21 protein-coding genes and 3 tRNA genes are annotated in these 24,910 nt (G+C 61.2%); 14 read left to right on the plus strand and 10 right to left on the minus strand.

Going from position 1 to position 24,910, the window contains the following annotated elements; genetic code table 11:
• Positions 1-46: 46 nt before the first annotated feature.
• Together CGL56_RS02640 and CGL56_RS02645 are read right to left on the minus strand one after the other, a co-directional pair.
• Entirely contained in the window at positions 47-418 is a 372-nt protein-coding gene (locus CGL56_RS02640) for a hypothetical protein (RefSeq protein ID WP_143470578.1), read from the minus strand.
• Positions 415-1,509, minus strand: a complete 1,095-nt coding sequence (locus CGL56_RS02645; RefSeq protein WP_099104943.1) for a vWA domain-containing protein — start codon at positions 1,507-1,509, stop codon at positions 415-417. The genes CGL56_RS02640 and CGL56_RS02645 overlap by 4 nt, the downstream gene beginning before the upstream one ends.
• 322 nt (positions 1,510-1,831) lie before the next feature.
• On the opposite strand from CGL56_RS02645, the gene CGL56_RS02650 reads away from it, so the two are divergent.
• Positions 1,832-2,371, plus strand: coding sequence for a hypothetical protein (locus tag CGL56_RS02650; RefSeq protein WP_143470579.1), 540 nt, complete (start codon positions 1,832-1,834; stop codon positions 2,369-2,371).
• A gap of 45 nt (positions 2,372-2,416) precedes the next feature.
• Here CGL56_RS02650 and CGL56_RS02655 read toward each other — a convergent pair whose 3' ends face one another.
• The 4 genes from CGL56_RS02655 to rpsO all read right to left on the minus strand — a co-directional run bounded on the left by CGL56_RS02655 (position 2,417) and on the right by rpsO (position 4,566).
• Positions 2,417-3,064 (minus strand): uroporphyrinogen-III synthase, encoded by a 648-nt coding sequence (locus CGL56_RS02655; RefSeq protein ID WP_099104945.1) that lies wholly within the window; start codon positions 3,062-3,064, stop codon positions 2,417-2,419.
• 2 nt (positions 3,065-3,066) lie between these two features.
• Entirely contained in the window at positions 3,067-4,023 is a 957-nt protein-coding gene (locus CGL56_RS02660) for an NYN domain-containing protein (protein WP_099104946.1), read from the minus strand.
• 106 nt (positions 4,024-4,129) lie between these two features.
• Positions 4,130-4,203: transfer RNA gene (locus CGL56_RS02665), tRNA-Lys, on the minus strand.
• An 87-nt stretch (positions 4,204-4,290) separates the two neighbouring features.
• Complete coding sequence (gene rpsO, locus CGL56_RS02670; protein WP_099104947.1) at positions 4,291-4,566, minus strand: 30S ribosomal protein S15; 276 nt, start codon at positions 4,564-4,566, stop codon at positions 4,291-4,293.
• 169 nt (positions 4,567-4,735) lie between these two features.
• Between rpsO and CGL56_RS02675 the strand changes: the two genes are divergently transcribed.
• Both CGL56_RS02675 and CGL56_RS02680 read left to right on the plus strand, forming a co-directional pair.
• Positions 4,736-6,175: a T9SS type A sorting domain-containing protein gene (locus CGL56_RS02675; protein ID WP_099104948.1), complete on the plus strand. Its 1,440-nt coding sequence runs from the start codon at positions 4,736-4,738 to the stop codon at positions 6,173-6,175.
• A 20-nt stretch (positions 6,176-6,195) separates the two neighbouring features.
• The gene (locus CGL56_RS02680; RefSeq protein ID WP_099104949.1) at positions 6,196-6,645 is read left to right on the plus strand and encodes a GNAT family N-acetyltransferase; all 450 of its coding nucleotides are present in this window, start codon (positions 6,196-6,198) and stop codon (positions 6,643-6,645) included.
• Here the strand turns inward: CGL56_RS02680 and CGL56_RS02685 are convergent.
• Positions 6,642-7,640: a polyprenyl synthetase family protein gene (locus CGL56_RS02685; protein WP_099104950.1), complete on the minus strand. Its 999-nt coding sequence runs from the start codon at positions 7,638-7,640 to the stop codon at positions 6,642-6,644. The genes CGL56_RS02680 and CGL56_RS02685 overlap by 4 nt on opposite strands.
• Before the next feature lie 127 nt (positions 7,641-7,767).
• Between CGL56_RS02685 and CGL56_RS02690 the strand changes: the two genes are divergently transcribed.
• The 11 genes from CGL56_RS02690 to ruvB all read left to right on the plus strand — a co-directional run bounded on the left by CGL56_RS02690 (position 7,768) and on the right by ruvB (position 21,867).
• Positions 7,768-8,745: a YpdA family putative bacillithiol disulfide reductase gene (locus CGL56_RS02690; RefSeq protein WP_099104951.1), complete on the plus strand. Its 978-nt coding sequence runs from the start codon at positions 7,768-7,770 to the stop codon at positions 8,743-8,745.
• A 22-nt stretch (positions 8,746-8,767) separates the two neighbouring features.
• On the plus strand, positions 8,768-10,126 hold the full coding sequence (locus CGL56_RS02695; RefSeq protein WP_099104952.1) for a dihydrolipoyl dehydrogenase family protein: 1,359 nt from the start codon (positions 8,768-8,770) through the stop codon (positions 10,124-10,126).
• A gap of 170 nt (positions 10,127-10,296) precedes the next feature.
• Positions 10,297-11,961: a DNA polymerase/3'-5' exonuclease PolX gene (locus CGL56_RS02700; RefSeq protein ID WP_099104953.1), complete on the plus strand. Its 1,665-nt coding sequence runs from the start codon at positions 10,297-10,299 to the stop codon at positions 11,959-11,961.
• 227 nt (positions 11,962-12,188) lie between these two features.
• The gene (locus CGL56_RS02705) at positions 12,189-15,188 is read left to right on the plus strand and encodes a SusC/RagA family TonB-linked outer membrane protein (RefSeq protein ID WP_099104954.1); all 3,000 of its coding nucleotides are present in this window, start codon (positions 12,189-12,191) and stop codon (positions 15,186-15,188) included.
• Between the two features lie 31 nt (positions 15,189-15,219).
• Positions 15,220-16,548, plus strand: a complete 1,329-nt coding sequence (locus CGL56_RS02710) for a RagB/SusD family nutrient uptake outer membrane protein (protein ID WP_099104955.1) — start codon at positions 15,220-15,222, stop codon at positions 16,546-16,548.
• Positions 16,549-16,703: 155 nt separating this feature from the next.
• On the plus strand, positions 16,704-17,240 hold the full coding sequence (locus CGL56_RS02715; RefSeq protein WP_167641510.1) for an NADPH-dependent FMN reductase: 537 nt from the start codon (positions 16,704-16,706) through the stop codon (positions 17,238-17,240).
• 30 nt (positions 17,241-17,270) lie between these two features.
• Positions 17,271-19,859 carry a type I DNA topoisomerase gene (gene topA, locus CGL56_RS02720; RefSeq protein ID WP_099104957.1) on the plus strand — a complete coding sequence of 863 codons (2,589 nt, stop codon included), beginning with the start codon at positions 17,271-17,273 and terminating at the stop codon, positions 19,857-19,859.
• A 43-nt stretch (positions 19,860-19,902) separates the two neighbouring features.
• The gene (locus CGL56_RS02725) at positions 19,903-20,229 is read left to right on the plus strand and encodes a DUF3467 domain-containing protein (protein ID WP_099104958.1); all 327 of its coding nucleotides are present in this window, start codon (positions 19,903-19,905) and stop codon (positions 20,227-20,229) included.
• 74 nt (positions 20,230-20,303) lie between these two features.
• Positions 20,304-20,378 (plus strand) — tRNA-Val (locus CGL56_RS02730).
• Between the two features lie 15 nt (positions 20,379-20,393).
• Positions 20,394-20,467: transfer RNA gene (locus tag CGL56_RS02735), tRNA-Pro, on the plus strand.
• 371 nt (positions 20,468-20,838) lie between these two features.
• Positions 20,839-21,867, plus strand: a complete 1,029-nt coding sequence (gene ruvB, locus CGL56_RS02740) for a Holliday junction branch migration DNA helicase RuvB (RefSeq protein WP_099104959.1) — start codon at positions 20,839-20,841, stop codon at positions 21,865-21,867.
• Between the two features lie 27 nt (positions 21,868-21,894).
• On the opposite strand, the gene CGL56_RS02745 is transcribed toward ruvB, so the two are convergent.
• From CGL56_RS02745 to panD, 3 genes are all read right to left on the minus strand, one after another.
• Positions 21,895-23,346 (minus strand): hypothetical protein, encoded by a 1,452-nt coding sequence (locus CGL56_RS02745; protein WP_099104960.1) that lies wholly within the window; start codon positions 23,344-23,346, stop codon positions 21,895-21,897.
• Positions 23,347-23,456: 110 nt separating this feature from the next.
• Complete coding sequence (locus tag CGL56_RS02750; RefSeq protein ID WP_099104961.1) at positions 23,457-24,467, minus strand: aspartate-semialdehyde dehydrogenase; 1,011 nt, start codon at positions 24,465-24,467, stop codon at positions 23,457-23,459.
• Between the two features lie 88 nt (positions 24,468-24,555).
• The gene (gene panD, locus CGL56_RS02755) at positions 24,556-24,900 is read right to left on the minus strand and encodes an aspartate 1-decarboxylase (protein ID WP_099104962.1); all 345 of its coding nucleotides are present in this window, start codon (positions 24,898-24,900) and stop codon (positions 24,556-24,558) included.
• Positions 24,901-24,910: the final 10 nt, after the last annotated feature.

The following is a 24,910-nucleotide window of genomic DNA, read 5'->3' on the forward strand; positions in this document are numbered from 1 at the left end:
CACGAATCTTGTTCGCAATTTGCTTACCCATTGCCGGGACCCGGGATCAGTCGCGCCGGCCGAGTTCCTGCTGCCAGCCGCGCACCTCGCCGAGACGGAAACGCACCGGGAAGCGGGTGGCTTCCTCGATGTTGAGTTCCAGGCGGCAGAAGAAGGCCAGGTAGGGCTTCGTAGCGGCAAAGTCGAAGGCGGGCGATCCGTATCCACTGGAGGTCGAAGCCAGGGGGGCGGGGCCGCGGGTGCCGGGGAAGGTCATGGAGGGCCAACCCACGGGGTGGGTCCATCCCAACTGCGGGGTCAGGGCCCGCGCCGGCGATTGCATTGGAGATCCGGCACCCGCGTCCGCGCCCACCCGAAGTTGTGCCATCAGCCCGGCCGCGCACACCAGGAACAGTGCCGTAAGCAGGCCGCGCGTCATTTCTTCTTGTTCTGCTTGTAGTCGCGGAAGACGAAGTCGCCCAGCCCCTGCAGTCCGCTGTAGTAGGCCTTGCCGCCGTTGGTTTCGGTGAAACTCTGCACGAACTGTACGAGGTAGGGGTCGCGGGCGATCATGAAGGTGGTGACGGGGATGCTGATCTTGCGCAGGCGGGCGGCCAGGTTGAGGGTACGGTTGACGATGGTGCGGTCGAGCCCCATGCTGTTCTTGATATAGCGCTTGCCGCGCTTGATGCAGGTGGGCTTGCCGTCGGTGATCATGAAGATCTGCTTGTTGGGGTTGCGCCGCCGGCGGAGGATGTCCATGGCCAGTTCCAGGCCGGCCACCGTATTCGTGTGGTAGGGCCCCACCTGGAGGTAGGGCAGGTCCTTGATCTCTACCGGCCAGGCGTCGTTGCCGAAGACGATGATGTCGAGGGTGTCCTTGGGGAAGCGGGTGGTGATGTACTCGCTCAGGGCCATGGCCACCTTCTTGGCGGGGGTGATGCGGTCCTCGCCGTAGAGGATCATGGAGTGGCTGATGTCGATCATGAGCACGGTCGACATCTGGGCCTGGTAGTGGGTTTCGTACACCTCCAGGTCGCCGGTGGTGAGCTGGAAGTCGTCGATGCCGTGGTTGATTTGGGCATTGCGCAGGCTTTCACTGACGGCCATCTTGTCGAGGGGGTCGCCGAATTCAAAGGGCCGGCGTTCGCTGGTCGTTTCGTCGCCCCGGCCGCTGTAGCGGGTACTGTGGTTGCCGCGTTTGGTCTTCTTGATTTCTCCGAAGATGTCCTTGAGGGCCTTCTGCCGCAGCTCTCCTTCCATCTTGGCGGTGGGCACGTAGCCGGGGGAGCCGGGGCCGTCGCCGGGCTGGATGTAGTTCTTGTCGATCAGCTCCTGGATGAAATCCCCGATTCCGTAGTCGTCGTCGGTGAGCTCGTACTGCCGGTCGAGGTTGGTGAGCCACTGCAGGGCCTCGCCCACGTTGCCGGAGGTGTGGGTGAGCAGTTCCTGGAAGAGCTTGAGGAGCTTTTCGAAGGGGGTTTCGTCGTTCTGCCCGGGGATGTAGTTTGAGAATTTCCAGCCTATCATGCTAGCACAACAGGCGGGGGCGGGGCGGGGTTGCGGTCCGTGGGTGAGTGGTCGGACGACTTAAGTGGTCCGACCGGTTAATCGTCGGACGACTAACCGGTCGGAGGAAGCAGCCGGGGAGCAAACTTTAACAGCAGTCCACATATAGTAGACTGCCAGGGAAGAACTTGCGGCTATGTATAGTTCCGAAGTCATCTACCACGTCTATAACCAAAGTATTAACTATGAAACCGTATTCCGTTCCGAGCGGAATTACCGCTACTTTCTAAAAAAGGTGAAACGACACCTCTGCCCCTACGCGGACATATTCGCGTTCTGCTTAATGCCCGATCACTTCCACTTTTTGCTGAAGCCAAACGAACTGGGTTGTCAGCAAAGCCCCTCAGGTCGCTACCGACGCAAGGATGAGGAGCCCACCGAAAAGGCGGTTTACCAGCAGAATCTATCCCACGGGCTGAAGGTGCTGCTGAGCAGCTACACCCGGGCACTCTACAAGGAGGTGGGCCGCCGGGGATCGTTGTTCAAGGCGGGCACCGAAGCAAAACCCGGTTACGAGAATTTTTACCCGGACGCTTCCGCCCTCGACGCGGAAAAGCCGTTTACCCTCTTTATTCCCTACCTGAAGATCTGCTTCTTCTACATTCACGACAACCCGACCAAGGCCAACTTGGTCACCGATCCGCTGGAGTGGGAACACTCGTCGGCGCTGGATTATGCGGGGTACCGGGACTCGGGAATCTGCAACTTCGCCCTGACGGAGCAGTTGCTGGGTATTTCGCGCCAGCCGTCCGTGGGTGACTCGTCCGACCGGTTAGTGGTCGGACCACTTAAGTCGTCCGACCAGTTCAGCAAGGACGACTAAGTGGTCCAATCAAAATTCGTCGGACGACTAAGTCGTCCGACCACTTTACGCCGGACGACCAGCCAACAACTGCACCAACCCCTCCTCGCTCGGCTCCGCCGGCCAGCGGCAGTCGATGCCCCGCCGCGCCAGCTCGCTGCCAGTACTCGGCCCGATGGCGACTACCCGCGCCCCCGCGGGCAGGGGGTAATGGTCCAGGTAGGCCGCCACGTTCAGGGGGCTGGTAAAGATGTAGGTCCTGGCATCAATGGGTCCGGCGGGGGGTACCGGCAGGTTGTCGTAGCACACCGCGTCGAGGACGGTGAGCCGGTCGGCCAGGGCGGTCTGCACACTGAGCCGCGACTGCCGCGCCCGGGGAAAGAAGACCCGCCGGCCATCCGCCACGGCCAGAAAATCCTCCGCGGCCCGCCCCGGATGGCCATCCCCGCAAAAATCAACCGGCAGGGACCGCCCCAGCAGCGCCGTGGCGGTACTGCCCCCGATGGCTGCGACCCGCACCCCGGAGGGAACCTCCCCCCCGGCAAACCGCACGGCCCGCGCACTGTAGAAGAACCACCAGTCGGCCGCCGCCGGGGGCGTAAAGGCCACCGCGGAAAACCGCAGCAGCGACTGGGCGTGGATCGCCGCCCCCGATTGTTCCGCCCAGTTCCGCAGGGGACTATCGGGTTTCAGTTCGCGGCTAATGAAGATCATGCTTATTCCTGTTCGCCGTCCTCCTCGAGTTCACCGAGGAAGTAGACCTCCTGGGCGACCAATTTGCCCTTGTCGCTGTGGGCCAGGGTAAATTCTACCGGATCACCCTCCAGCAGGTCCTCGAAGCGGACGTTCTTGACGTTGGTATGGTGGAAGAACAGGTTGTTCGGGGGATAGGTTATGAAGCCGTAGCCGCCTTTCAGGCTGAAGATGTGACTTTCCATCACCTCCCCGATCTCTCCCTCCACGGGATCCTCGAGCACCGGGCTGGGAGCCGGCTTCTCTTCGCCACCGTTCGATTCCTTCTTTTTCTCCGTCACGAAGAGGCTGTCCACCACCCGGCGGTCGGCTTCCGTCTGCGGATGGTCGATCAGTTCCGACATCGCGATGGGATAGCTGGCTTCCCGCAGGAGGTCCTGGCTGGTCCGCGTCACCATTCCGCTGCCGCTATCGGTGGTGAACTCGAAGTCCCAGCCGATGACCATCACCCGGGCACCCAGGGCGTTCAGCTTGCGGGCCAGGGGGACGTAATCACCGTCGCTGGCGATGAGCACCACCACGTCGAAGCGGCGCAGGGCGGTCTGCTCGTAAGCTTCCAGGGCGAACCAGACGTCGATCCCCTTCTCGTGGCGGCGACCGTGACTGGAACGCAGGGGCGAGTAATGGGTGGTCACTCCGCTCGACATCAGGATGTCGTCGAATACCCGGTCGTAGTAAAGGGCGCTGCCGCGTTGCTGGGCCTCGGTGGCGTTGAGGCGGCCGCGGAAATAGTGGCTGTCGACAATCTTGCAGCGGCTCAGGGGCACCCCTTCTTCCTGGGCCACCCGGCTTTCGATGAACTGGTGGAGACCGGTGATGCTTAACCGGCGGCGCTGGGGATGGTCGTAGTTGTAGTAATTGCTGACGTGGAGAAAGTAATTTCCGTCGTAGAAGACGCCTATTTTGGTCAGTTGGGGCATGGCTATGGTTATGGCTTATGTTGCACCCCCGCGGACCTATGGTGGCCCGACCGGGGGAAAAAACAAAAGCCCCATCCACGAATCGTGAACGGGGCTTAGTGTATAGTGAGCCCCCAGGGGCTCGAACCCTGGACCCCCTCATTAAAAGTGAGGTGCTCTAGCCAACTGAGCTAGGGGCTCTGGAGGATGCTTTATTTCTAAAGCGACGCAAAGGTAATAACACCCATCTTACTTTACCAAGCCGAGGGTGAAATTCTTTGCGAATTCCTACTTCCGGATGCCAAGCTTGCCGATGAGCGAGCGGTATCCTTCAAGATCTTTGCGCTTGAGGTAGTTCAGCATCTTGCCCCGGCTGCCCACGAGGGAGAGCAGCGCCTTGCGGCTGCTGTGGTCCTTGGGGTGCTGGCGGAGGTGATCGGAAAGCGACTTGATGCGGTAGGTGAACAGAGCGATCTGTCCTTCGGTGGATCCGGTATTCTGAGCGGAGCCGCCGTACTCGGTGAAGATTTCATCCATCTTCTCCTGCGTGAGGTATACTGGCATAATGTAGAGCCTTTAGTAAATAGCCGCCGGAAGTGACGACTAATCAGTTAAAGCGAAAAATTTCGGCCCGCAAAGGTAGGGAATATTTTCGTAGCGCGCTAATCTTCTCTCCACTTTGCCAATCGCGGTAGGCGCCCACGGGTTACCTTCGAAGCCTAAAGCCCCCCCGATGAAGTACCTAAGCCCCCTGCTCCTCGCCCTGTTCCTCGGCACCTGCGTCCGCGCCCAGACCTATATAAGTGTCGAACGCCAGGATTCGGTGACTACCGCCCTGCTTGCACTGGTACTGCCCATCGACGCCCGCTACGACGTGGTCAATTATAAGGTACGCTACCGGACCGTCGACGTCTTCGGCCAGCCGGATACGGCCAGCGGTCTGCTCAGCATCCCCTATGACCGGGGCCTGCAGTTCCCCCTGGCAGCCTACCAACACGGCACCGCCACCAGCCGGGAAGCCGTGCCCAGCCGACCGGGCGTACAGGAGCGACTGGTAGTGAATGCCCTGGCCACCTACGGCTATATTACGGTTGCGGCGGACTACAGTGGGCTCGGCGACAGCGACGGCTTCCACCCCTACGTCCACGCCGAATCCGAAGCCCGCGCGGGGCGTGACCTGCTGCTCGCCGCCCGACAGTGGCTGGAGGAAAGGAACATTCCCTTCAACGACCAGCTCTTCGTGGCCGGGTATAGCCAGGGGGGCCACGCCGCCCAGGCCCTGCACCGCTACCTGCAGCTCAATCCGGCGGAAGATGACCTGGTCGTTACAGCGGGCGCCCACCTGTCGGGCCCCTACAGCATCAGCGACGTGATGCGGGAAGCCACCCTCTCGGACAACCCCACCACCTTTCCGGCTTTCATCGTCACCACCTACCTGAGCTACGACTACGTGTACGGCCTCTTCGACGAGCTGAACCAACTCATCACCCCGCCCTATCTGGAGGCCGCCAGGCGATTCAAAACCGAGGCGACCACCCTGGAGGAATTCAACGCCGAGCTCATCCAACTGCTGGAGGAGCGGGCCGAAACCGTAACCGACGTGCTGCAGGACTCCATCCGCGAACAGCTCCTCAGCGAGGACCCCGACAGCCGCCTGCTGCGGGTGATGCGCGAGAACGACACCTACGCCTGGCCCCCCGAGGCCCCTACCCTGCTGTATTACTGCACCCAGGACGAGCAGGTCCCCGGCCGCAACGCGGTGGTCGCCGACAGCGTCATGACCGCCCTCGGCTCCACCAGTGTAGTGTTGGAGAGCGGAGGCGCGCGCGGTCACGGGCAGTGCTTCGTGCCGGCACTGGAATCTACCCTGGAGTTCTTTGAGCAATTCGCCCGCCGGGACCCGGCCACCAGCACGGGACAACCGCTCGAACTGCCCGCCTTCACCCTAAGTCCGAACCCCGTACCCGCGGGCGGCAACCTCCAGCTCCACGGCCTGCCGCCCACCCCCGTGCACTACGAGCTGTACGACGTGGGTGGACGCACCTTGCAACGGGGCACACTGGACGCCAATCGCTCCATCCAACTGAAGGGATCCGACCGCCGGGGGCTGTTCCTGCTACGCATTACCCTGCCCAGTGGAGATTTCGTGGTGCGCAAGGTGGTCGTTCGCTAGACAACCCCTTTCTTAGCCATATGAACATACAGCTACGCCAGGGGACGGCCCAGGACCTCCCCGCCGTGCACGGACTGGTAGGCGAACTGGCCCGTTTCGAACGCGCGGAATCCAGTTTCACCGCCACCCTGGAAGAATACCAGGAGGATTTTGCCGACGGCTTCTTTGAAGTGATTGTCGCCGAAGACGTGGAGCAGGGCAAGGTGGTCGGCATGGCCCTCTACAATTTTGTCTACAGCACCTGGAAAGGCCGCATGCTTTACCTCGAGGACTTCGTACTTACCCCCAGCTACCGCCGGCTCGGGATTGGGCAGCGACTGTGGGACGTGCTGAAGGAAAGGGGGCGCGAACGCGGGTGCAAACTGATGAAGTGGCAAGTCCTGGATTGGAACGAGGACGCCATCCGCTTCTACAAATCCCAGGATGCGGAGATCGAGACGGAGTGGTACAATGGTAAGCTGCCCCTCTAGCTTTCCCGCCGCAGCAGGCTGTCGGCTACCTCCCGCAGCACCGCTTTCCAGGCGGGGTCGCCGCTGACGGCGTCCAGGTGGGCGTAGGCCTCGGACTGGAAGGTATCGCGCATCTCCCCTACCAGTTCCGGAATCCGCCGCAGCCGCATCAGCTCCGTTACCCGGGCCACCTTGGGTGCCGGATCCTTGGGGGAGTGGCTGAACCAGTGGATCAGCTCTTCCCGCTCCCCGGCTTCCAGGTCCTCCACCGCCTTGATGTAGAGGAAGGTCTTTTTGTTGCGAATGATGTCGTTGCCCGTCAGCTTCCCGGTCTGGGCACCGTCGCCGAAGGTATCCAGCAGGTCGTCGTGCACTTGGAAGGCCAGACCGGTGAGGCGACCAAAGGCGTAGAGGTGATCGGCGTCCGCCCGTGAAGCCCCGGCGGCCAGGGCGCCCATTTCCAGGGCACCGCCCAGCAGCACCGCGGTTTTGAGTTCGATCATCTTGAGGTACTCTTCGATGGTCACGTCGCTGCGGCGCTCGAAGTCGACGTCGTACTGCTGCCCTTCGCATACTCCGGTGGCTACCCGGTTGAAGGTGTCCAGGAGTTCGGGCAGCCGCGAGCGGTCGGGCAAGCGGCTGAGCAGGTCGTAAGCCTTGATGAGCATCAGGTCGCCGCTGAGGATGGCCGTATTCACGTCCCACTTTTCGTGGACGGTCGGTTGGCCGCGCCGCAGCGGGCTTTCGTCCATGACGTCGTCGTGCAGCAGGGTAAAGTTGTGGAACACCTCCACGGCCAGGGCCACCGGCAGTCCCGCCCGACAGTCCTCCGCGTCGCCGAACATCCGGGCGGCCATCAGGGCGAGCAAGGGGCGCACGCGCTTGCCGCCGATGGACAGGATGTATTCAATGGGTTCGTAGAGGCCGCGGGGCTCGGATGACCAGATGCTGTCGGCCAGTTTATCCAGAAACAGTTGGTGGAGTTCCTGGATTTGGCTCAGGTGTCGAAACGGCATGCGGGGGGATCATTGGTCACCGGACAAACATACGCATTCGGCCTGTGGCGAACCGGGGGCGGGGCTGAACTTAGTGGGCCGCCATGCGTCCTATGGTGAACTACCTGACCCCACGATTTTCTACCCCATGTTAGACTTGCTCATCATCGGTGGCGGCCCTTCGGGCATCAACGTGGCCATCAGCGCCAAGCGCGCCGGACTGAACTACCTCGTTGTCGAAAAGGGAGTAATCGCTAACAGCCTTTACCACTTCCCCGTCAATATGACCTTCTTCAGCACCTCGCTGAAGCTGGAGATCCAGGACACCCCCTTCATCAGCCACCAGGACAAGCCCACCCGCTCGGAAGCCCTGGAATACTATCGGCGGCTGGTGCAGAGCTTTCGGCTCAATCTCAAACTGTACGAAGAAGTACTGCGGATGGAACCCGCCACGGAAGGGTACCGCGTCACCACCGACAAGGGGGAATACGCCACCCGCAACGTCGTCGTGGCCACCGGATTCTACGACACCCCCCGTTTGATGGATATCCCCGGGGAGGACCTGCCGAAGGTCCGCCACTACTACGACGATCCCCACGTATACATCGGCCAGAAGGTGCTGGTAGTGGGCGCGGCCAACTCGGCCTGCGACGCGGCCCTGGAATGCTGGCGCAAGGGAGCGGAAGTGACCATGGCCATCCGCGGCGACGCCATTTACGACCGCGTCAAGTACTGGATCAAGCCCGACATCGAAAACCGGATCAATGAAGGGAGCATCAAAGCCTACTTCAACACCACCACCGAAGAGATCCGCCCCCACGAGGTCGTGCTCGGAACTCCCGATGGTCCGCTGGTCCTCGAGAACGATTTCGTGCTGGCGATGACCGGCTACCAACCCAACTACGAGTTGTTCGAACGACTGGGGCTGCCCATCCAGGAGGACGACAGCTGCAAGCCGGTGTTCGACCCGAACACCCTGGAGACCAGTCTGCCAGGCGTCTACATGGCGGGGGTAGCCTGCGCGGGACGGGAAACGAGCAAGCTTTTCATCGAGAACACCCGCGACCACGGCCAGATCATCGTCGACGGTATCCTGCAAAACGCAACTTCAACCGTCGGCCACTGAGGCCCTCCCCAACCTCCACTCTATGTCAGATAAGCAGTATGATGTCCTGGTCGTCGGCGCCGGATCGGCCGGACAATCCGTAGCTACCGCCGCCGCCCGCGCGGGCCGATCGGTTGCCATGACCGAGGGGCGGGCCTACGGGGGCACCTGCCCGCTGCGGGGGTGCGACCCCAAACTGGTGCTTCACGCGGCCGCCGAAGCCGTACACCGCGTACAGCGACTCAGTGGCAAGGGGTTCACTGCCGCGCCGGGATTCCACTGGCCTGACCTGATGGCCTGGAAGCGGTCCTTCACGGAGCCCATGCCTGAGAAGGCCCGGACCGCCATGCGCGAGGCGGGAATCGACGTTTATGACGACTACGCTTCCTTCGTCGATGACCACACCCTGTCCTTCGGCGGCGTCCACCTCCGCGGGAAGACCATCGTGCTGGCCACCGGTATGCGGCCGGCCCCACTGGATTTCCCTGGTCACGAGCACATGCTGACGAGTGATGAATTTCTGGACCTGGAAGAATTGCCGGACGAAATGGTCGTCGTGGGCGCCGGGTACATCGGTACCGAAGTGGCCCACATCAGTCACGCCCTCGGCTGCCGGGTCACGGTAGTGGCCAGCGGACCGGTGCCCCTGGAAAAATTCGACCCTGACCTCACGGACCTCCTCCGCCAGGCCGACGAAGACCGGGGGATGACCTACCACCTCAACAGTCGGGCGGTGGCCGTCCGGCCGGATGATGGCCGCTTTGTCGTCACCATTGAGGACGCGGGTGGACGGCGGACGGAAATTCGCACGGATCGGGTGATTCACTGCGCCGGGCGGGTGCCCAACACGGACCGGCTGAACCTAGAGGCCGCAGGCATCAACACCGACGACCAAGGCCGGATCAAAGTCAATGACCAGCTGCAGACCAATCTCGCCCACGTATACGCCGTCGGGGACTGCACCAATGTAGGACTCCCCCTGACGCCCGTGGCCGGCCACGCTGCTTCCGTCTTGTCCGACCATCTCTTTAAAGTCAAGGATCGTCCGCTCGAACTCCACCCCACCCCGACCGTTGCCTTTGCCCTGCCGGGTATGGCGGCCGTGGGCATGACGGCTGCCGAGGCGGCTGCCTCCCCCCGGAACATCGGCGTCCACTATAAGGTATCCACCGACTGGTTCCATCCCCGTCATCGGAACGCCGCGGTTTCCGCGTTCAAACTCTTCACCGACGACGATCGCGGCGTGGTGGTCGGCGCTCACCTCCTCGGTCCGGATGCTTCTGAACTGATCAATCTTCTCTACGTAGCCATTCGGCAGGAGATCCCGATCCGCGAGCTGAAACGGATGGTCTTTGCCTACCCTACCGCGGCTTCGATGATTCCTTCGATGATTGATGGTTAAGGAGGTTTTTCGGCCTTTTTGTCAGACATCGGATGTTTGACAAAAAGTCATGCTTGAAGACCTTGTCTACACTGGCTTTAAGAACTGACAATACGTCAGACATCCGATGTCTGACAAGGTGTCGCCCCACCCCGCGAACCAAGTCCCCCGAGGCTAGCTACCTTCGCCCCATGACCAACCCCGAGATCGCCCGCCATTTCCGTGAACTGGGTAAGCTCATGGAGCTGCACGGCGACAACCCCTTCAAGATCCGCTCGTACACCAACGCCTACAACAAGCTGCGGAAGGAAGACCGCGACCTGGCCGCGATGACCCTCGAGGAGCTGCAGAAGCTGGAAGGGGTGGGCAAGGCCATCGCCGAAAAGATCCACGAACTGGCTACCACCGGCCGGATGGAAACCCTGGAAAAGTGGCGCGCTCAGACTCCGGAGGGCGTACGTGAGATGCTTAACATCAGCGGTTTCGGTCCGAAAAAGGTGAAGGCGGTGTGGGACGGACTGGGCGTCACTACGGTAGGCCAACTACTCTACGCCATCAACGAAAACCGCCTGGTGGAACTGAAGGGGTTCGGACTGAAGACCCAGGAGACCCTGAAGCATAAACTGGAGTTCCTCCAGAAGAGCCGCGGACGCTTTCTCTACCCCACCGCGGCCCTGGCCGGCGCAGCCCTGCTGGAGCAACTGCGCGACCTGCACCCGGGCGAGCGCTTTGAGACCACGGGCGCCCTGCGGCGCGGCTGCCCCACCCTCTCTCACCTGGAATTATTGACGACCCTGGCACCCGCGCTTGTCGCCAAAATTCCCGGACTAAACGTGAAAGAAACTGACAATGAGATGACCCGCGCGGAGGTCGACGAAATGCCGGTAACCCTATATCACTGTATCCCGGATAATTTCGGAAGCAAACAATTCCGGTATACCGGGAGCCCGGATTTCTTGCGGGCCTTCGTGGCGCAATTTCCGGAGATCGATTTCAGCGGATTACCCGCGGAGGAGGACGTCTTCGCGCGGGCGCAGGTGCAGTGGATCGCCCCGGAACTGCGGGAAGGTGACTGGATCCTGCCCGCTGCTTCGGCAACCACTCCGCTGCCGGAATTCATCACCGCCAAGGACATCCGCGGGGTGGTCCACACCCACACCACCTACAGCGACGGCATCTACTCCCTGCGGGAGATGGCCGTGGCCGCCCGCGACAAGGGCTACGAGTACATCGTGATTTCCGACCACTCCCAGGCGGCTTTTTACGCCAATGGGCTCAAGCCCGAGAGGGTGCGCGAGCAATGGGCGGAGATCGACGCCCTCAACGCGGAACTGGCCCCTTTCCGCATCATCAAGGGGACGGAGTGCGACATCCTCTCCGATGGCAGCCTGGACTACGACGCGGACTTACTCGCTGGTTTTGAGATAGTTATTGCCTCCATCCACAGCAACCTCAACATGGACGAGGAGCGGGCCACCCAACGACTGCTCGCCGCCATTGCCAATCCCCACACCACCATTCTCGGACACCCCACCGGCCGCCTGCTGCTGAGCCGGGAGGGCTACCCCATCGACCACAAGCGGGTGATCGACGCCTGCGCCGAGCACGGCGTGGCCATCGAACTGAACGCCAACCCCTACCGCCTGGACCTCGACTGGTCGTGGATTCCCTACGCCACCGAGCGGGGCGTAGCGATCAGTATTAACCCCGACGCCCACAGCACGGGGGGCATCGACGACATTCACTGGGGGACCGTGGCGGCCCGCAAGGGCGGATTGACGTCAGCGAACTGTCTGAACGCGGACACCGCCGAAAATCTCCTCCGTTTTGCCGGTCGCAAAACAACCAAATCTTAGATAAGCGAGATTCGGCAAATCCCTTTTTATATATTTGCGGCCTGGTAGTTGTCCCGACAATTGCCGTTACCCAGAAAATTCCCGGGCAGCGTTTTGCCGCCTGAAAAAGTTATTTGGAGGGCATTACGTAAACGTGTTTTTATTTCTCCACCCCGGCGTCCATCCGAACAAAATTGCGGATCATTCCCCGGACCCAATCAACCATTTTTTACTAATCAAACCACAGTATGAAGTCATTTAAACTAATTGTGTGGGTGCTCCTCCTGGGGAGTGTCAGCGCCCTGCACGCGCAGCAAATCACCGGTACGGTGGTGGATGAGTCCGGAATGGGCCTCATCGGCGCTACCGTGCTGGTAACCGGTACGTCTACCGGTACCGTAACCGACATCGACGGCAACTTCTCTCTCGCCGTTCCGCCGGTCGCCAAATCGCTGACCATCTCCTACACCGGATTCTCCGGACAGGTGGTGAATCTGCTGGAAGGTCAGACTGATTACCAGATCATCCTCACGGAAGACGGCATTGGCCTCGATGAGGTACTCGTTATCGGCTACTCCCCCGTCAAGCGGAAGGACCTGGTAGGCTCGGTATCCTCCATCAGCGCTGAGGACATCGACGTGCAGGCCGGATCGACCGTTCAGTCGGCCCTCCGTAACGCCGCCGGTGTTGTTGTACAGCAGAGCAGCGGTGCCCCCGGTGCCGGCTACAACATCCGCGTTCGGGGTTCTACCTCCATCACCGCCTCCAACGAGCCCCTGTTCGTAGTGGACGGGGTACCGGTTATCTCCGGCGACTTTGCCCAAACGGGCATCGGCGGACAGGGAGCCAACGCCCTGGCCGACATCAACCCCTCCGACATTGAGTCGATGGAAATCCTGAAGGACGCCTCCACCACCGCCATCTACGGTAGCCGCGCTGCCAACGGTGTTGTCCTCATCACCACCAAGTCGGGTAAGGCCGGCAAGACCAAGTTCGACATCAACAGCTCCTACGGCTTCAACGAGCCCATCAAGCTGATCGACGTGGTTGACAACAAAGGCTACACCGACTACATCGAGGAGCGTTACGGAACCCGTAACATCAGCGCCCTTAGCTCGGGCCTGGACACCAGCGTGTACAACAACTGGCAGGACCTGATCTACGACCGCAACCCCATCCTGAGCACTGACGTCTCCATGTCGGGTGGTGACGCCAAGACCAAGTTCTACACGGCCCTCAGCTACGACGACAACCAGGGCGCCCTGAACGGCACCCGGTTCCGCCGCTACAGCACCCGCCTGAACCTGAGCCACAACCCCACCGACAAGATGGTCACCAGCTTCAACCTGGGCTACACGAACAGCAACAACAAGCTGATCCAGAACGACAACAACATCTACGGCGCCACTTCTTCGGCTATCCTGCTGCCCCCCACCGTTCCCATCCGCAACGCTGATGGCACCTTCGGTTCGGTCTTCGGCCTGGAGAACCCCATCGCGGCGACCACTGAGTACCAGAACCGCCTGATCACCAACCGCCTTATCGGTAACGTAGCGGCTACCTACTACATCCTCAACGAGCTGTCGTTCACCGCCAAACTCGGCGCCGACATTGCCAGCATCCGCGAGAAGGTATTCGAGCCCAGCACCCTGCAGTCGAGCGCCAACGGACAGATTGCCGAAGGATCGACCACCAACACCCGCCTGATCAACGAGTACACCATGAACTACAACGGTTCCTTCGGAACCACCCAGTTCACGGCCGTTGCCGGTGCCATTTTCCAGCGGGACGATATCGTTCGTAACTACTTCGTCACCAACGACGTACCGACCAACAACTTCCCCAGCGCCGACGCCGCCGCCAACCCCTCCTCCGTAACCGGTGATTTGTCGGGTGACGTACTGCACAGCTACATCGCCAACGTCAACTTCAATTTCGGCAGCAGCTTCTACCTCTCCGGTTCGGTACGCGCCGACGGTTCCAGCCGCTTCATCAACGACCGCTGGGGCATCTTCCCCGGCGTGGCCGCCGGCTACAACTTCGCCAATGGCGGAAACCTCGGCAACATCGACCTGCTCAAGCTGCGCACCAGCTTCGGCCTGACCGGTAACAACAACATCGGCAACTTCACCACCCGCCAGCTCTACGCCGGTGGCGCTACCTACCTGGATGCCCCCGGTATCGTACCCTCGCAGATCGGCAACCCCGACCTGATCTGGGAAAGCACCGCTCAGTTCGACATCGGTGTTGACGCCGGTTTCCTCGACAACCGCATCGGAGCCACCGTCGACTTCTACGTCAAGAACACCTCCGACCTGATCCTGAACCGCCCCATCCCGACCACCTCCGGATTCTCCGTCGTTCCCCAGAACATCGGCGACATGCGCAACGTCGGCGTTGAGGCCTCGCTGACCTTCGTCAACGTGCAGCAGACCGACTTCGACTGGACCACCACCCTCTTCGGTGCCGTGAACAAGAACGAGGTACTCTCCCTCTACGAAGACCAGCCCCAGGACTTTGGCTTCGCTACCCGCCTGGCCGTCGGCCAGCCCATCGGCAGCTTCTTCGGCTACGAGACCGACGGTATCTTCCAGAACCAGGCCGAGATCGACGCCGTCAACGCCCTGAACGACGACCGTGACTACCAGACCGGTGTTGCCCCCGGCGACATCCGCTTCGTGGACCAGAACGGCGACGGCATCATCAACGACGACGACCGTACCTTCATCGGCAACGCCCTGCCCGACTTCACTGGTGGTGTTGACAACAAGCTGAACTACAAAAACTTCGGCCTGTCGTTCTTCTTCCAGTTCAACCTGGGCAACGAGGTGTACAACAACAACCTCGCCTTCGCCGAAGGTCTTAACAGCGTATTCGCCCCCACCGTACGGGCCTACGAGAACGCCTGGCGTGAGGAAGGAGACGGCAACGTCTTCCCCCGCATCACCGGCGGCTCCGGCGCCAGTAACAACCGTCAGGACAGCGACCGCTTCGTCGAGGACGGATCGTTCGTACGCCTGAAGACCGCCACCTTCTCCTACAACCTGCCGAGCAGCGTTCTCGACGCCATCAACTTCCGCGCCCTGCGCCTCTACGTTCGTGGCACGAACCTGATCACTTGGACCGACTACAGCTGGTTTGACCCCGAGGTAAACGCCTTCGGTGACTCCAACGTAGCCCTCGGTACCGACTTCCTGACCTCCCCCGTGGGACGTACGGTTGAATTTGGCATCAACATCGGGCTCTAGTCTTTCACTCCAAAGAACTCAAATTACAATTATGTTAAAGCAATATAACAGCCTCATCTGGCTGGTCTTCCTGGTCGGGTTCACCTCGTGTGACTACTTCGATATGGATGCCATCGACCCCATCGACGCCGTCCCCGCGGAGGCCGCCATCACCGACGCCACCTCGGCCCGCGCCGCTCGCGCCGGTGTCTACGACGCCCTGCAGGACAACAGCTTCGACCGCCACCTGGCCGGCTACCAGTACTACAGCGACGAAGCCGACTGGACCGGCACCTTCCCCACCCGGGAAGAGTTCGACATCTACAGCGTGCAGACCGGCAACTCGACCCTGGCCGGCATGTTCTCCTCCCACTACTACACGATCAACGTAGCGAATAACATCCTCGAGATCCTGCCCAGTGTGGAAGACCCGACCCTGAGCGACGACGCTTTCCGCAACAGCATCCTGGCCGAGGCCCGCTTCGGCCGCGCCTTTGCTTACCTGGAGCTCGTACTGGGCTGGGGTGATGTGCCCCTCATCCTCACTCCCACCCGGGGCGTAGGCGAGGAGCTGAACGTTCCCAAGGATCCCGCTTCGGCCGTATACGCCCAGATCATTTCCGACCTGGAGTTTGCCGCTGCCAACCTGCAGGACAACCTGACCCTCGGCATGACCAAGGCCGCCGCCAACGCGCTGCTGGCCCGCGTCGCCCTCTACCAGGAGCGGTGGCAGGACGCCCTCAACTACGCCACCCTGGCGATCGGTGAGGACTACGACCTGACCAGCATCCCCTACATGGAGGACGAGATCTGGTTCCTGAAGTACAGCTCCACCGACGGCAACAGCCTGGCCTTCTTCTACGCTCCTTCCGCCCTCAACGGCCGCCTCAGCATCTCGCCCTCCAGCGAGCTGATCAACGCTTTCGAGCCGAGTGACCTGCGCAAGGACCAGACCATCGCTGAACTCGACGGTGTAGTCTACGGCATCAAGTACGACGACTTCAACCTGGCTTCCGGCTCGCAGACCGACCCCATCCGCTTCATCCGCGGAGCGGAGATGGTCCTCATCATCGCCGAAGCTTCGGCCCGCCTGGGTGACTTCGACACCGCTACCGAGATGATCAACATGGTCCGCGAGCGTGCCGGCCTGGACGACATCGAGCTGAACGCCAATAACTTCGAGGACGCCATCCTGCAGGAGCGTTTCGTGGAGCTGGCCCTGGAAAGTGGCCACCGCCTCTGGGACGTGCGCCGCATGGGACGCGCCCTGGAGATCTTCGGCCCCGGCGGCTACGATGCCTGTGACCACGTCTGGCCCCTGCCCCAGCGCGAGATCGACCGCAATACCGCCCTGGAACAGAACGACTGCTGCAACTGCTAAGCGTCTTTTCCAACCAACCGTGAATCAACGCCCCGCTTCCTCACCGAAGCGGGGCGTTGTTCGTTTTGGGGGGCGCGGCCGCAGGTGCCGTGCATGCACCCCGGAAGCGAGTCGACAATTTTATGCTACGTTTGCACTGCCTAATGCCCGCTGCTATGATCACCGTCATTTCCGGTACCAACCGTCCTGAAAGCCGTACCCGGCTGTTTGCCGATTACTTCGTCAGTATCCTGGATGAACTGGGGCAGTCGCCCCGCCTGCTGGACCTGGCCGACATCCACCATGGCTACGTACAGGAGGAGATGTACACCGGAAAACCCGGCGACCCGCGGCTGCACGACCTGCAGCGGGAGTATATACAGCCCACCCGCAAGTTCGCCGTCTTCGTGCCGGAGTACAACGGCAGCTACCCCGGGGTGCTCAAACTTTTCCTCGACGGGATTTCCGTGCTGGACTACGCCGGCAACTTCAACGGCAAGCACGTAGCCCTGATCGGAGTAGCCTCCGGCCGCGCCGGCAACCTCCGGGGCATGGACCACCTCGCCGATGTTTTTGCCCACATGGGCGCCTGGGTCCTGCCCAACCGACTGCCCATTTCGGGGGTTGAGAACCTGCTGTCGGGGGACGAGCTCTCCGACGCCGATACGAAAAACGCACTTCGCCTGCAGGCCGAACAACTTATTGCCGCCTAGAACCGTAATCCTAGAGGAAGCACCAACTATATGTCAAAGAATTTACTGATTGTCGAGTCTCCCGCCAAAGCGAAGACCATAGAGAAAATCCTAGGAAAGGACTATACCGTTAAATCATCTTTCGGCCACGTACGTGACCTCGACAAGGGTGACGGAGCCGTAGACGTATCCCGCAATTTCGCCACCAAGTACGTCGTCTCCCCGGAGAAGCGGAAGGTGGTCAAGGAACTCAAGGCCGCCGTTAGCAAGGTGGACACCGTCTGGCTCGCAACGGACGAAGACCGCGAAGGAGAAGCCATCAGCTGGCACCTTTGCGAAGTGCTCAAACTGCCCGTAGACTCCACCAAGCGGATCGTTTTCCGCGAGATCACCCCCCCGGCCATCAAGGCGGCCATCAACAACCCGCGCACCGTCGACGTAAACCTCGTCAACGCCCAGCAGGCGCGGCGGGTACTCGACCGGCTGGTGGGCTACGAGCTCTCCGGTGTCCTCTGGAAGAAGGTCAAGTTCGGCCTCAGCGCCGGACGCGTGCAGTCCGTGACCGTGAAATTGGTCGTGGAACGGGAGCGCGAGATCATGAACTTCGAGGCGACGCCCTTCTTCCGGGTGAACGCCATTTTCACCGTGCGCAACGAGCAGGGTAAGGAAGTTGAGCTCAAGGCAGATTCCCCCGACCGTTTCGACGACCGGGAAGGTGCCGAGGCCTTTTTGAAGCGCTGCGTAGGGGCTGAATTCAGCATCAGCGACATCGAGGTGAAGCCCGCCAAGCGCAAGCCGGCCCCGCCCTTCACCACCTCTACCCTGCAGCAGGAGGCCAGCCGCAAGCTTTACATGAATGTGGAGCGTACCATGCGTACGGCCCAGCGCCTGTATGAGGCGGGCCTCATCACCTACATGCGTACCGACAGCATCAGCCTTTCCGAAACCGCCCTGCAGTCCATCGAAAAGGAGGTGACCAAGGAATACGGTGCCCAGTACAGCAAGGTGCGCCGCTTCAAGAGTAAAAAGAAGGACGCCCAGGAGGCCCACGAGGCCATTCGTCCCAGCTACGTGGACCGCCACAGCATTACCCAGGGCGACCGCGACGAACAGCGGCTCTACGAGCTGATCTGGAAGCGCACCATGGCCAGCCAGATGGCCGACGCCGAGCTGGAGAAGACGACCGTCAACATCGCCATCGATAAGGCCCCCGACGCCCGGCTGCGTGCCCAGGGTGAGGTGCTGAAATTCGACGGCTTCCTCAAGCTCTACATCGAAAGCAACGACGACGATGAAGAAGACGAAACCACCGGCGGCATCCTGCCCCCCCTGACCAAGGGACAAATTCTGCCCCTGCGGGAAATGACCGCTACCCAGCGCTTCACCCGCCCGCCGGTCCGCTATACCGAGGCCAGCCTGGTCAAGAAACTGGAAGAGCTCGGCATCGGCCGGCCTTCTACCTACGCCCCTACCGTCTCCAAGATCATGGACCCCAAGCGGGGCTACGTCACCCGCGAGAACCGCGACGGCGAGGAACGCCCCTACGAGGTGCTCACGCTCCAAGAGGGAAACATCAGCAGCGAAACCAAGACCGAGATCACGGGAGCGGTCAAGAACCGCCTCTTCGCCAGCGATATTGGGATGGCGGTGAGCGACTTTCTCGATGAACACTTCGAACGCGTCATGACCTACCGCTTCACCGCGGAGATCGAGGACAAGTTCGATGAAGTAGCCGAAGGCCGGGTGACCTGGACCCAGATGCTGGAGGATTTCTACCTCCCCTTCCACGAAAACGTGGAGGAAACCACGGAAAGCGCCGACCGTGTCACCGGTGAGCGTATCCTGGGTAACGATCCGGCCACGGGCAAGACGGTGCTGGTGCGCCTGAGCCGTAATGGCCCGGTCGTGCAGCTCGGTGCCCCCGACGAACTCGTGCCCGACGAAAAACCGCGCTACGCCAACCTGCCGGCCGGCGTCAGCATGGAAGAGATCGACCTGGGCACCGCCCTACCCCTGTTCGACCTGCCGAAGGTGCTGGGTGAGATCGACGGCCGGGAGACGGCCGTGGGCATCGGTCGCTTCGGCCCCTACATCCGCTGGGGCGACGACTTTATCAGCCTGCCGAAAGGCGACGACCCCCACTCCACCACCCTCAGCGACGCCAAGGCACTCGTTGCGGCCAAGAAGAAGGCCGACGAGCCGGTGATGACCTACAAGGGACTGCCGGTGACCCAGGGCGAGGGCCGCTTCGGCCCCTTCCTGAAGTGGAACGGCATGTTCGTCAACATTCCCAAGCGCTACAACCCCGACAACCTCAGCAAGGACGAAATGACCGAGCTGATACAGGCCAAGGAGGAGAAAGAGGCCAATCGCTACATCCAGCGCTTTGAGGAGGATAAAATCGACGTGGAACAGGGCCGCTGGGGTCCGTTCATCCGCTTCAAGAAGAAGTCGCTGAAGCTGCCCACCGTCGACGGGAAGAAAATGACCCGAGAACAGGCGGCGGAACTCTCGCTGGAGGAGGTCAAGAAGATCATCGAGGAGCAGGTGCCCAACGCCTTCAAGTCGAAGGCCAAGAAAGCCGCCCCGAAAAAGAAAGCCCCCGCCAAGCGCAAGGCGGCGCCGGCCAAGAAGAAATAACCGACCGCCCGCGGCCCCCCGGCCGCGGGCCATAACATGAGCAATGGCAGAGGACAACAAAAAACCACAGAACCAACTCAGTATCGACCTGCCGGAGGACATTGCCGAAGGCGTGTACTCCAACCTGGCCATCATCACCCACTCCAGCTCGGAGTTCGTGGTCGACTTCGTACGCATCGTGCCCAACGCCCCGAAAGCGAAGGTGAAAAGCCGGGTCATCCTGACGCCCGAGCACGCCAAGCGCCTGCTGGCGGCCCTGGCCGACAACGTACAGAAGTACGAACGGCAGTTCGGCGTAATCAACAACAGCAGCGGCGGAAACGGCCCCCAGTTTCCCCCGACTTCCTTTACGCCCACCGCACAGGCTTAAAAAGGAAAAATATTGGCGAGAACTTTTTGTGCTCTCTGCCGTAGTTGTATATTTGCAGCCGCTTAGCTTTACAGGGTCGATTAGCTCAGTTGGTTTAGAGCGTTGCATTGACATTGCAGAGGTCACTGGTTCGAATCCAGTATCGACCACCCATAAGAAGAGTTCGGGATGTGGCGCAGCCCGGTAGCGCACACGCCTGGGGGGCGTGGGGCCGCTGGTTCGAATCCAGTCATCCCGACACCACGTGAGAAGGTCAGCTTGCTTAGCAAGTTGGCCTTTTCTCATTTTACCCCACTCCTATCCTCCGGATTATCAGCAGGTTATCTGGTATTTTCGGCAATTGTCCGCCACTTTTCCCCGGAACACGGGGGTGAAAAGTGTCCTTGCCCAATCCTTTTTCTGCCTTCTATCTTTGGAATACGCCACTAGCCAGGCCTGAGGGCCCCAGCGGGAGGCGCCACACTGCATAGTAAACTAGAGAATACCTACCCCATGATCGAGGATGAATTGGTGTGACCCGACACCCCACTCCCCCACCTTTGCCGGCCGCCTCGCAAACCGCAGCATCTTTGTTATTTTGCCACAAAATGTTCTGTATCTTGCGCGGGTATGAACGAGCATCTTAACCCTACCGCCGCCCGTCTTTCTCCGGAGGATGGAGCCATGGAACGCGCCCTGCGGCCCGACAGCCTGAGTGAATTCAGCGGGCAGCCCAAAATCGTAGATAACCTCAAGGTGTTTATCCAGGCCGCCGTCCAGCGGGGCGACTCGCTCGACCACGTGCTCCTCCACGGCCCTCCGGGGCTGGGCAAGACCACCCTGAGCCACATCATCGCCAATGAGCTGGGGGCTGAGCTCAAGCTGACCAGCGGCCCCGTACTGGAGAAGCCCGGCGACCTGGCCGGGCTGCTGACCAACCTGAACGAGGGCGACGTGCTCTTCATCGACGAGATCCACCGCCTGAACAACGTTGTAGAAGAGTACCTCTACTCCGCCATGGAGGATTTCCGCATCGACATCATGATCGACAGCGGCCCCAACGCCCGCTCCGTGCAGATCTCCCTGAACCCCTTTACCCTGGTGGGAGCTACCACTCGCATGGGACTGCTGACGGCCCCCATGCGCGCTCGCTTCGGCATCAACTGCCTGCTGGACTACTACGACGTAGCCACGCTGGTGAAGATCATCAAGCGCTCCTGCGATATCCTTAATATGCCGATCACCGACGACGGTGCCCAGGAAATTGCCCGCCGCAGCCGGGGCACCCCACGGATCGCCAACGCCCTCTTGCGGCGGATCCGCGATTTTGCCCAGGTCAAGGGCAACGGTACCATCGACAAGGAGATCGCCGACTACGGGCTTGCGGCCCTGAACGTGGACGAGGGCGGACTGGACGAAATGGACAACAAAATCCTAGACGCCATCATCCACAAGTTCAAGGGCGGGCCGGTTGGCCTGTCGACCATCGCCACCGCCGTCGGGGAGGAAACCGGAACCATCGAGGAGGTACACGAGCCCTTCCTGATTATGGAGGGCTACCTCATGCGGACGCCCCGCGGCCGACAGGCCACGGAGAAGGCGTATTACCACATCGGGGCTACCCCGCCGGGTACGGCCAATACCCTCTTCGAGTTCTAGTGACCGGGCCCGGCGGAGGAGAGAAGCCTATTCTTCTTCTTTCAGTACCTGTGCCGTGGCCTTGACGGTGTCGACCACCTTCTGTACTTCGTGCTCGGCTACGTCGACCGCCTGGTCAATCTTGGCCGTGGCCTGATCAAGCAGGGAGGGGGCTGCCGTGCGCTGCTTACGGGGCACGTGTACTTCCCCTGCCAGTACCTGGCTCAGGGCCGCGAAGTTGGCCACCAGGTCGCCCGGAGGCGCGGCTTTCATGTCTTTGCGGTCGGCCTTCGCCTGCTTCTTGCCGGCCTTGATGGCTGCGGCGGCGGCTTCCAGCTTTGCCTTTTCCTCGGGACTGAGGTTGCTCTCGGCCATGGAGGCGGCGATCTTGGCCTTGGCAGCTGCCTTGGCCTGCCGCTCGGCGGCCTTCCGGGCCTCCTTCTCCGCCCGCTTCTTGTCCTTTTCGATGCGCCCTTCCAGCATGGTCTGGGTCTTCACCATATCGGCCAGCTTGTCGTTCTTGCTGGCGATGCGGCTTTCGATCATAACGATCTTGGCTTGGCGGATCTGGGCCTCGAGCTGTCCGTCGGTACGCTCGATGCGGCGGCGCTCGAACTTGAGGTCCTCCTCATCCCGGCTGATGCTCTTGCGCATCCGTTCCATCGCCTTCATCAGACCCTGGTAGCGGGCTTCGTTGCGCCCGAGGGCACCGCCACCGGCCGCTTTTTCGGCGCCGCCGCCCTGGCCGCGCTTTTCCTTGACGGACTTGAAGGCCGCGTCAATGCGGCCGTAGATGGCGTCGCGGTCCTCTTTGGTGAACTTGACGCCGTGGAACTTCCGCTGTACTTCCCGCAGTTCCTGGAACACTTTGTTCAGGTGGGTACCCTCGTTGATGCGGGTCTCCAGGTCCTCCAGCAGCTTACCGAACTTCTCCTTTTGCTTGGCCGACTCGGCTTCGTACTGGGCGTTGACGGCCTGACGGAGTTCCTTCAGGCGGGCAAAGACGGCGTCGGAGCGCTTGCGCAGCTCGTTGCCCTGCTCGCGCATCAGTGTCTTGTCCTGGAGCTGCCCCTGTACCTTCTGCCAGAAGGCCTTGGCTTGGTTCCACAGTTCACCGCTGTAGGCTCCGGCCCGCTCGATGCGGTCCTCGATTTCGGCGAGTTCGCTGCGGTAGTTCTGGGCCAGCTTTTCGCTGAGGACGTGGAAGTGCCATTCGGTCTGGGCCCGCAGGATCATGTCGGTCTGCTCGGCCCGCAGGTCGTCGGGGAGCAGGGATTCCGAGACGCTGAGTTCCCGGGCGATGACCCGGTCCGGTTCCGGGAGTTCGACCTCCTCTCCTTTCCGCCACTTGTCCATGAAGGCGGCGTACACTTCGTCGGTCACGACTTTCTCGGGGAAGGTCTCGATGCGTACGATGTTATCGGTCACTTGGAGCTCGATGGTAATCAGTACGCGTTTTTCCTGGGCGTCGCGCCCCCAGACGGCAATTCTGTTTCGCATAGCGGAAGTCTGTCATGGCTGGCGGGTCCGCGGGTGCGGAGTTCCCGGATGCCGGCCTAGCGGTATTGGTTCAAATCAGCAACAGTGCTAACTTACAAATTGTGTAATGGTCAGGCGGTGATGTCCTGGCCGATCAGTTTATTCTCGAGGAGGTATTCGGCGATCTGTACGGCGTTCGTCGCTGCGCCCTTGCGCAGGTTATCGGCCACGATCCAGAGGTTGAGTCCGTTCTCAATGCTTTCGTCGCGGCGGATACGGCCCACGAATACCTCATCGCGGTGCTTGGCCAGCAGCGGCATCGGGTAGGTGTTGTTTTTGGGGTCGTCCTGTACCACCACGCCCGGTACCTGGCTGAGCAGTTCGCGGACTTTTTCCACCGTAAAGGGGCGTTCGAACTCCACGTTAACGCTTTCACTGTGGCCGCCATGGACCGGCACACGGACGGCGGTGGCGGTGATGGCCAGATCAGGGGCACCGAGGATCTTGCGGGTTTCGTGGACCAGCTTCATCTCTTCCTTGGTGTAGTCGTTGTCGAGGAAGACGTCGCAGTGGGGGATGCAGTTCTCAAAGATCGGATAGTGGTAGGCCGGCTCTTCGCTCTGGCCACCGTCGCGCTCCGTTTCGTACTGCTTTACGGCCTTGACGCCGGTGCCGGTGAAGGACTGGTAGGTGGAGATCACCAGCCGCTTGATCCCGAACACCCGGTGGAGGGGGGCCAGGGCCACGACCATCTGGATGGTCGAGCAGTTGGGGTTGGCGATGATGAGGTCGTTGGGGGTGAGCTGGTCGGCGTTCACTTCGGGCACCACGAGCTTCTTGTCGGGGTCCATCCGCCAGGCGCTGCTGTTGTCGATGACGACGGTTCCAACGGCGGCGAACTTCGGGGCCCATTCCAGGCTGGTGGATCCTCCGGCGGAGAAGATGGCCACGTCGCAGTGGGCATCCACGGCATCCTGGAGGGATACCACGGTGTACTCCTTGCCCCGGTAGCTGATCTTCTTGCCTACGGAGCGTTCCGAAGCCACGGGCAGCAACTCGGTAATCGGGAAATCGTGCTCCTTGAGCACCTCGAACATAACGCCACCGACGAGACCGGTGGCACCAACTACGGCAACCTTCATCCTGGATATCTTTTGGGGAGGACGAAGATAAGATGAATAGTCGGGAGCGGTAGGCCGTGGCGTATTTCCCGGCACCCGCGAACGCACCCTAGAGCTTGTTGTCCTGGTCGGGGAAGGCCACCTTGGGCTCGAAGGCGCGGGCCTCCTCCTCGGTCATGTAGCCGTAAGCAATGATGATGACGGTATCGCCCACCTGGCAGCGACGGGCTGCGGCCCCGTTCAGGCAGATGACGCCGGAGCCCTCTTCACCGCGGATGGTGTAGGTTTCAATCCGCTCACCGTTGTTGTTGTTGACGATCTGCACCTTCTCTCCTTCGATGATGCCGGCGGCATCGAGCAGCTGCCCGTCGATGGTGATGCTGCCGACGTAGTTGAGGTTGGCCTCGGTGACGGTAGCGCGGTGAATCTTTCCTTTAAAGCGTTGAATGAGCATAATCGATTGG

Origin of the sequence: Neolewinella marina (genome assembly GCF_002631205.1) — a bacterium.
Taxonomy (GTDB): domain Bacteria; phylum Bacteroidota; class Bacteroidia; order Chitinophagales; family Saprospiraceae; genus Neolewinella; species Neolewinella marina.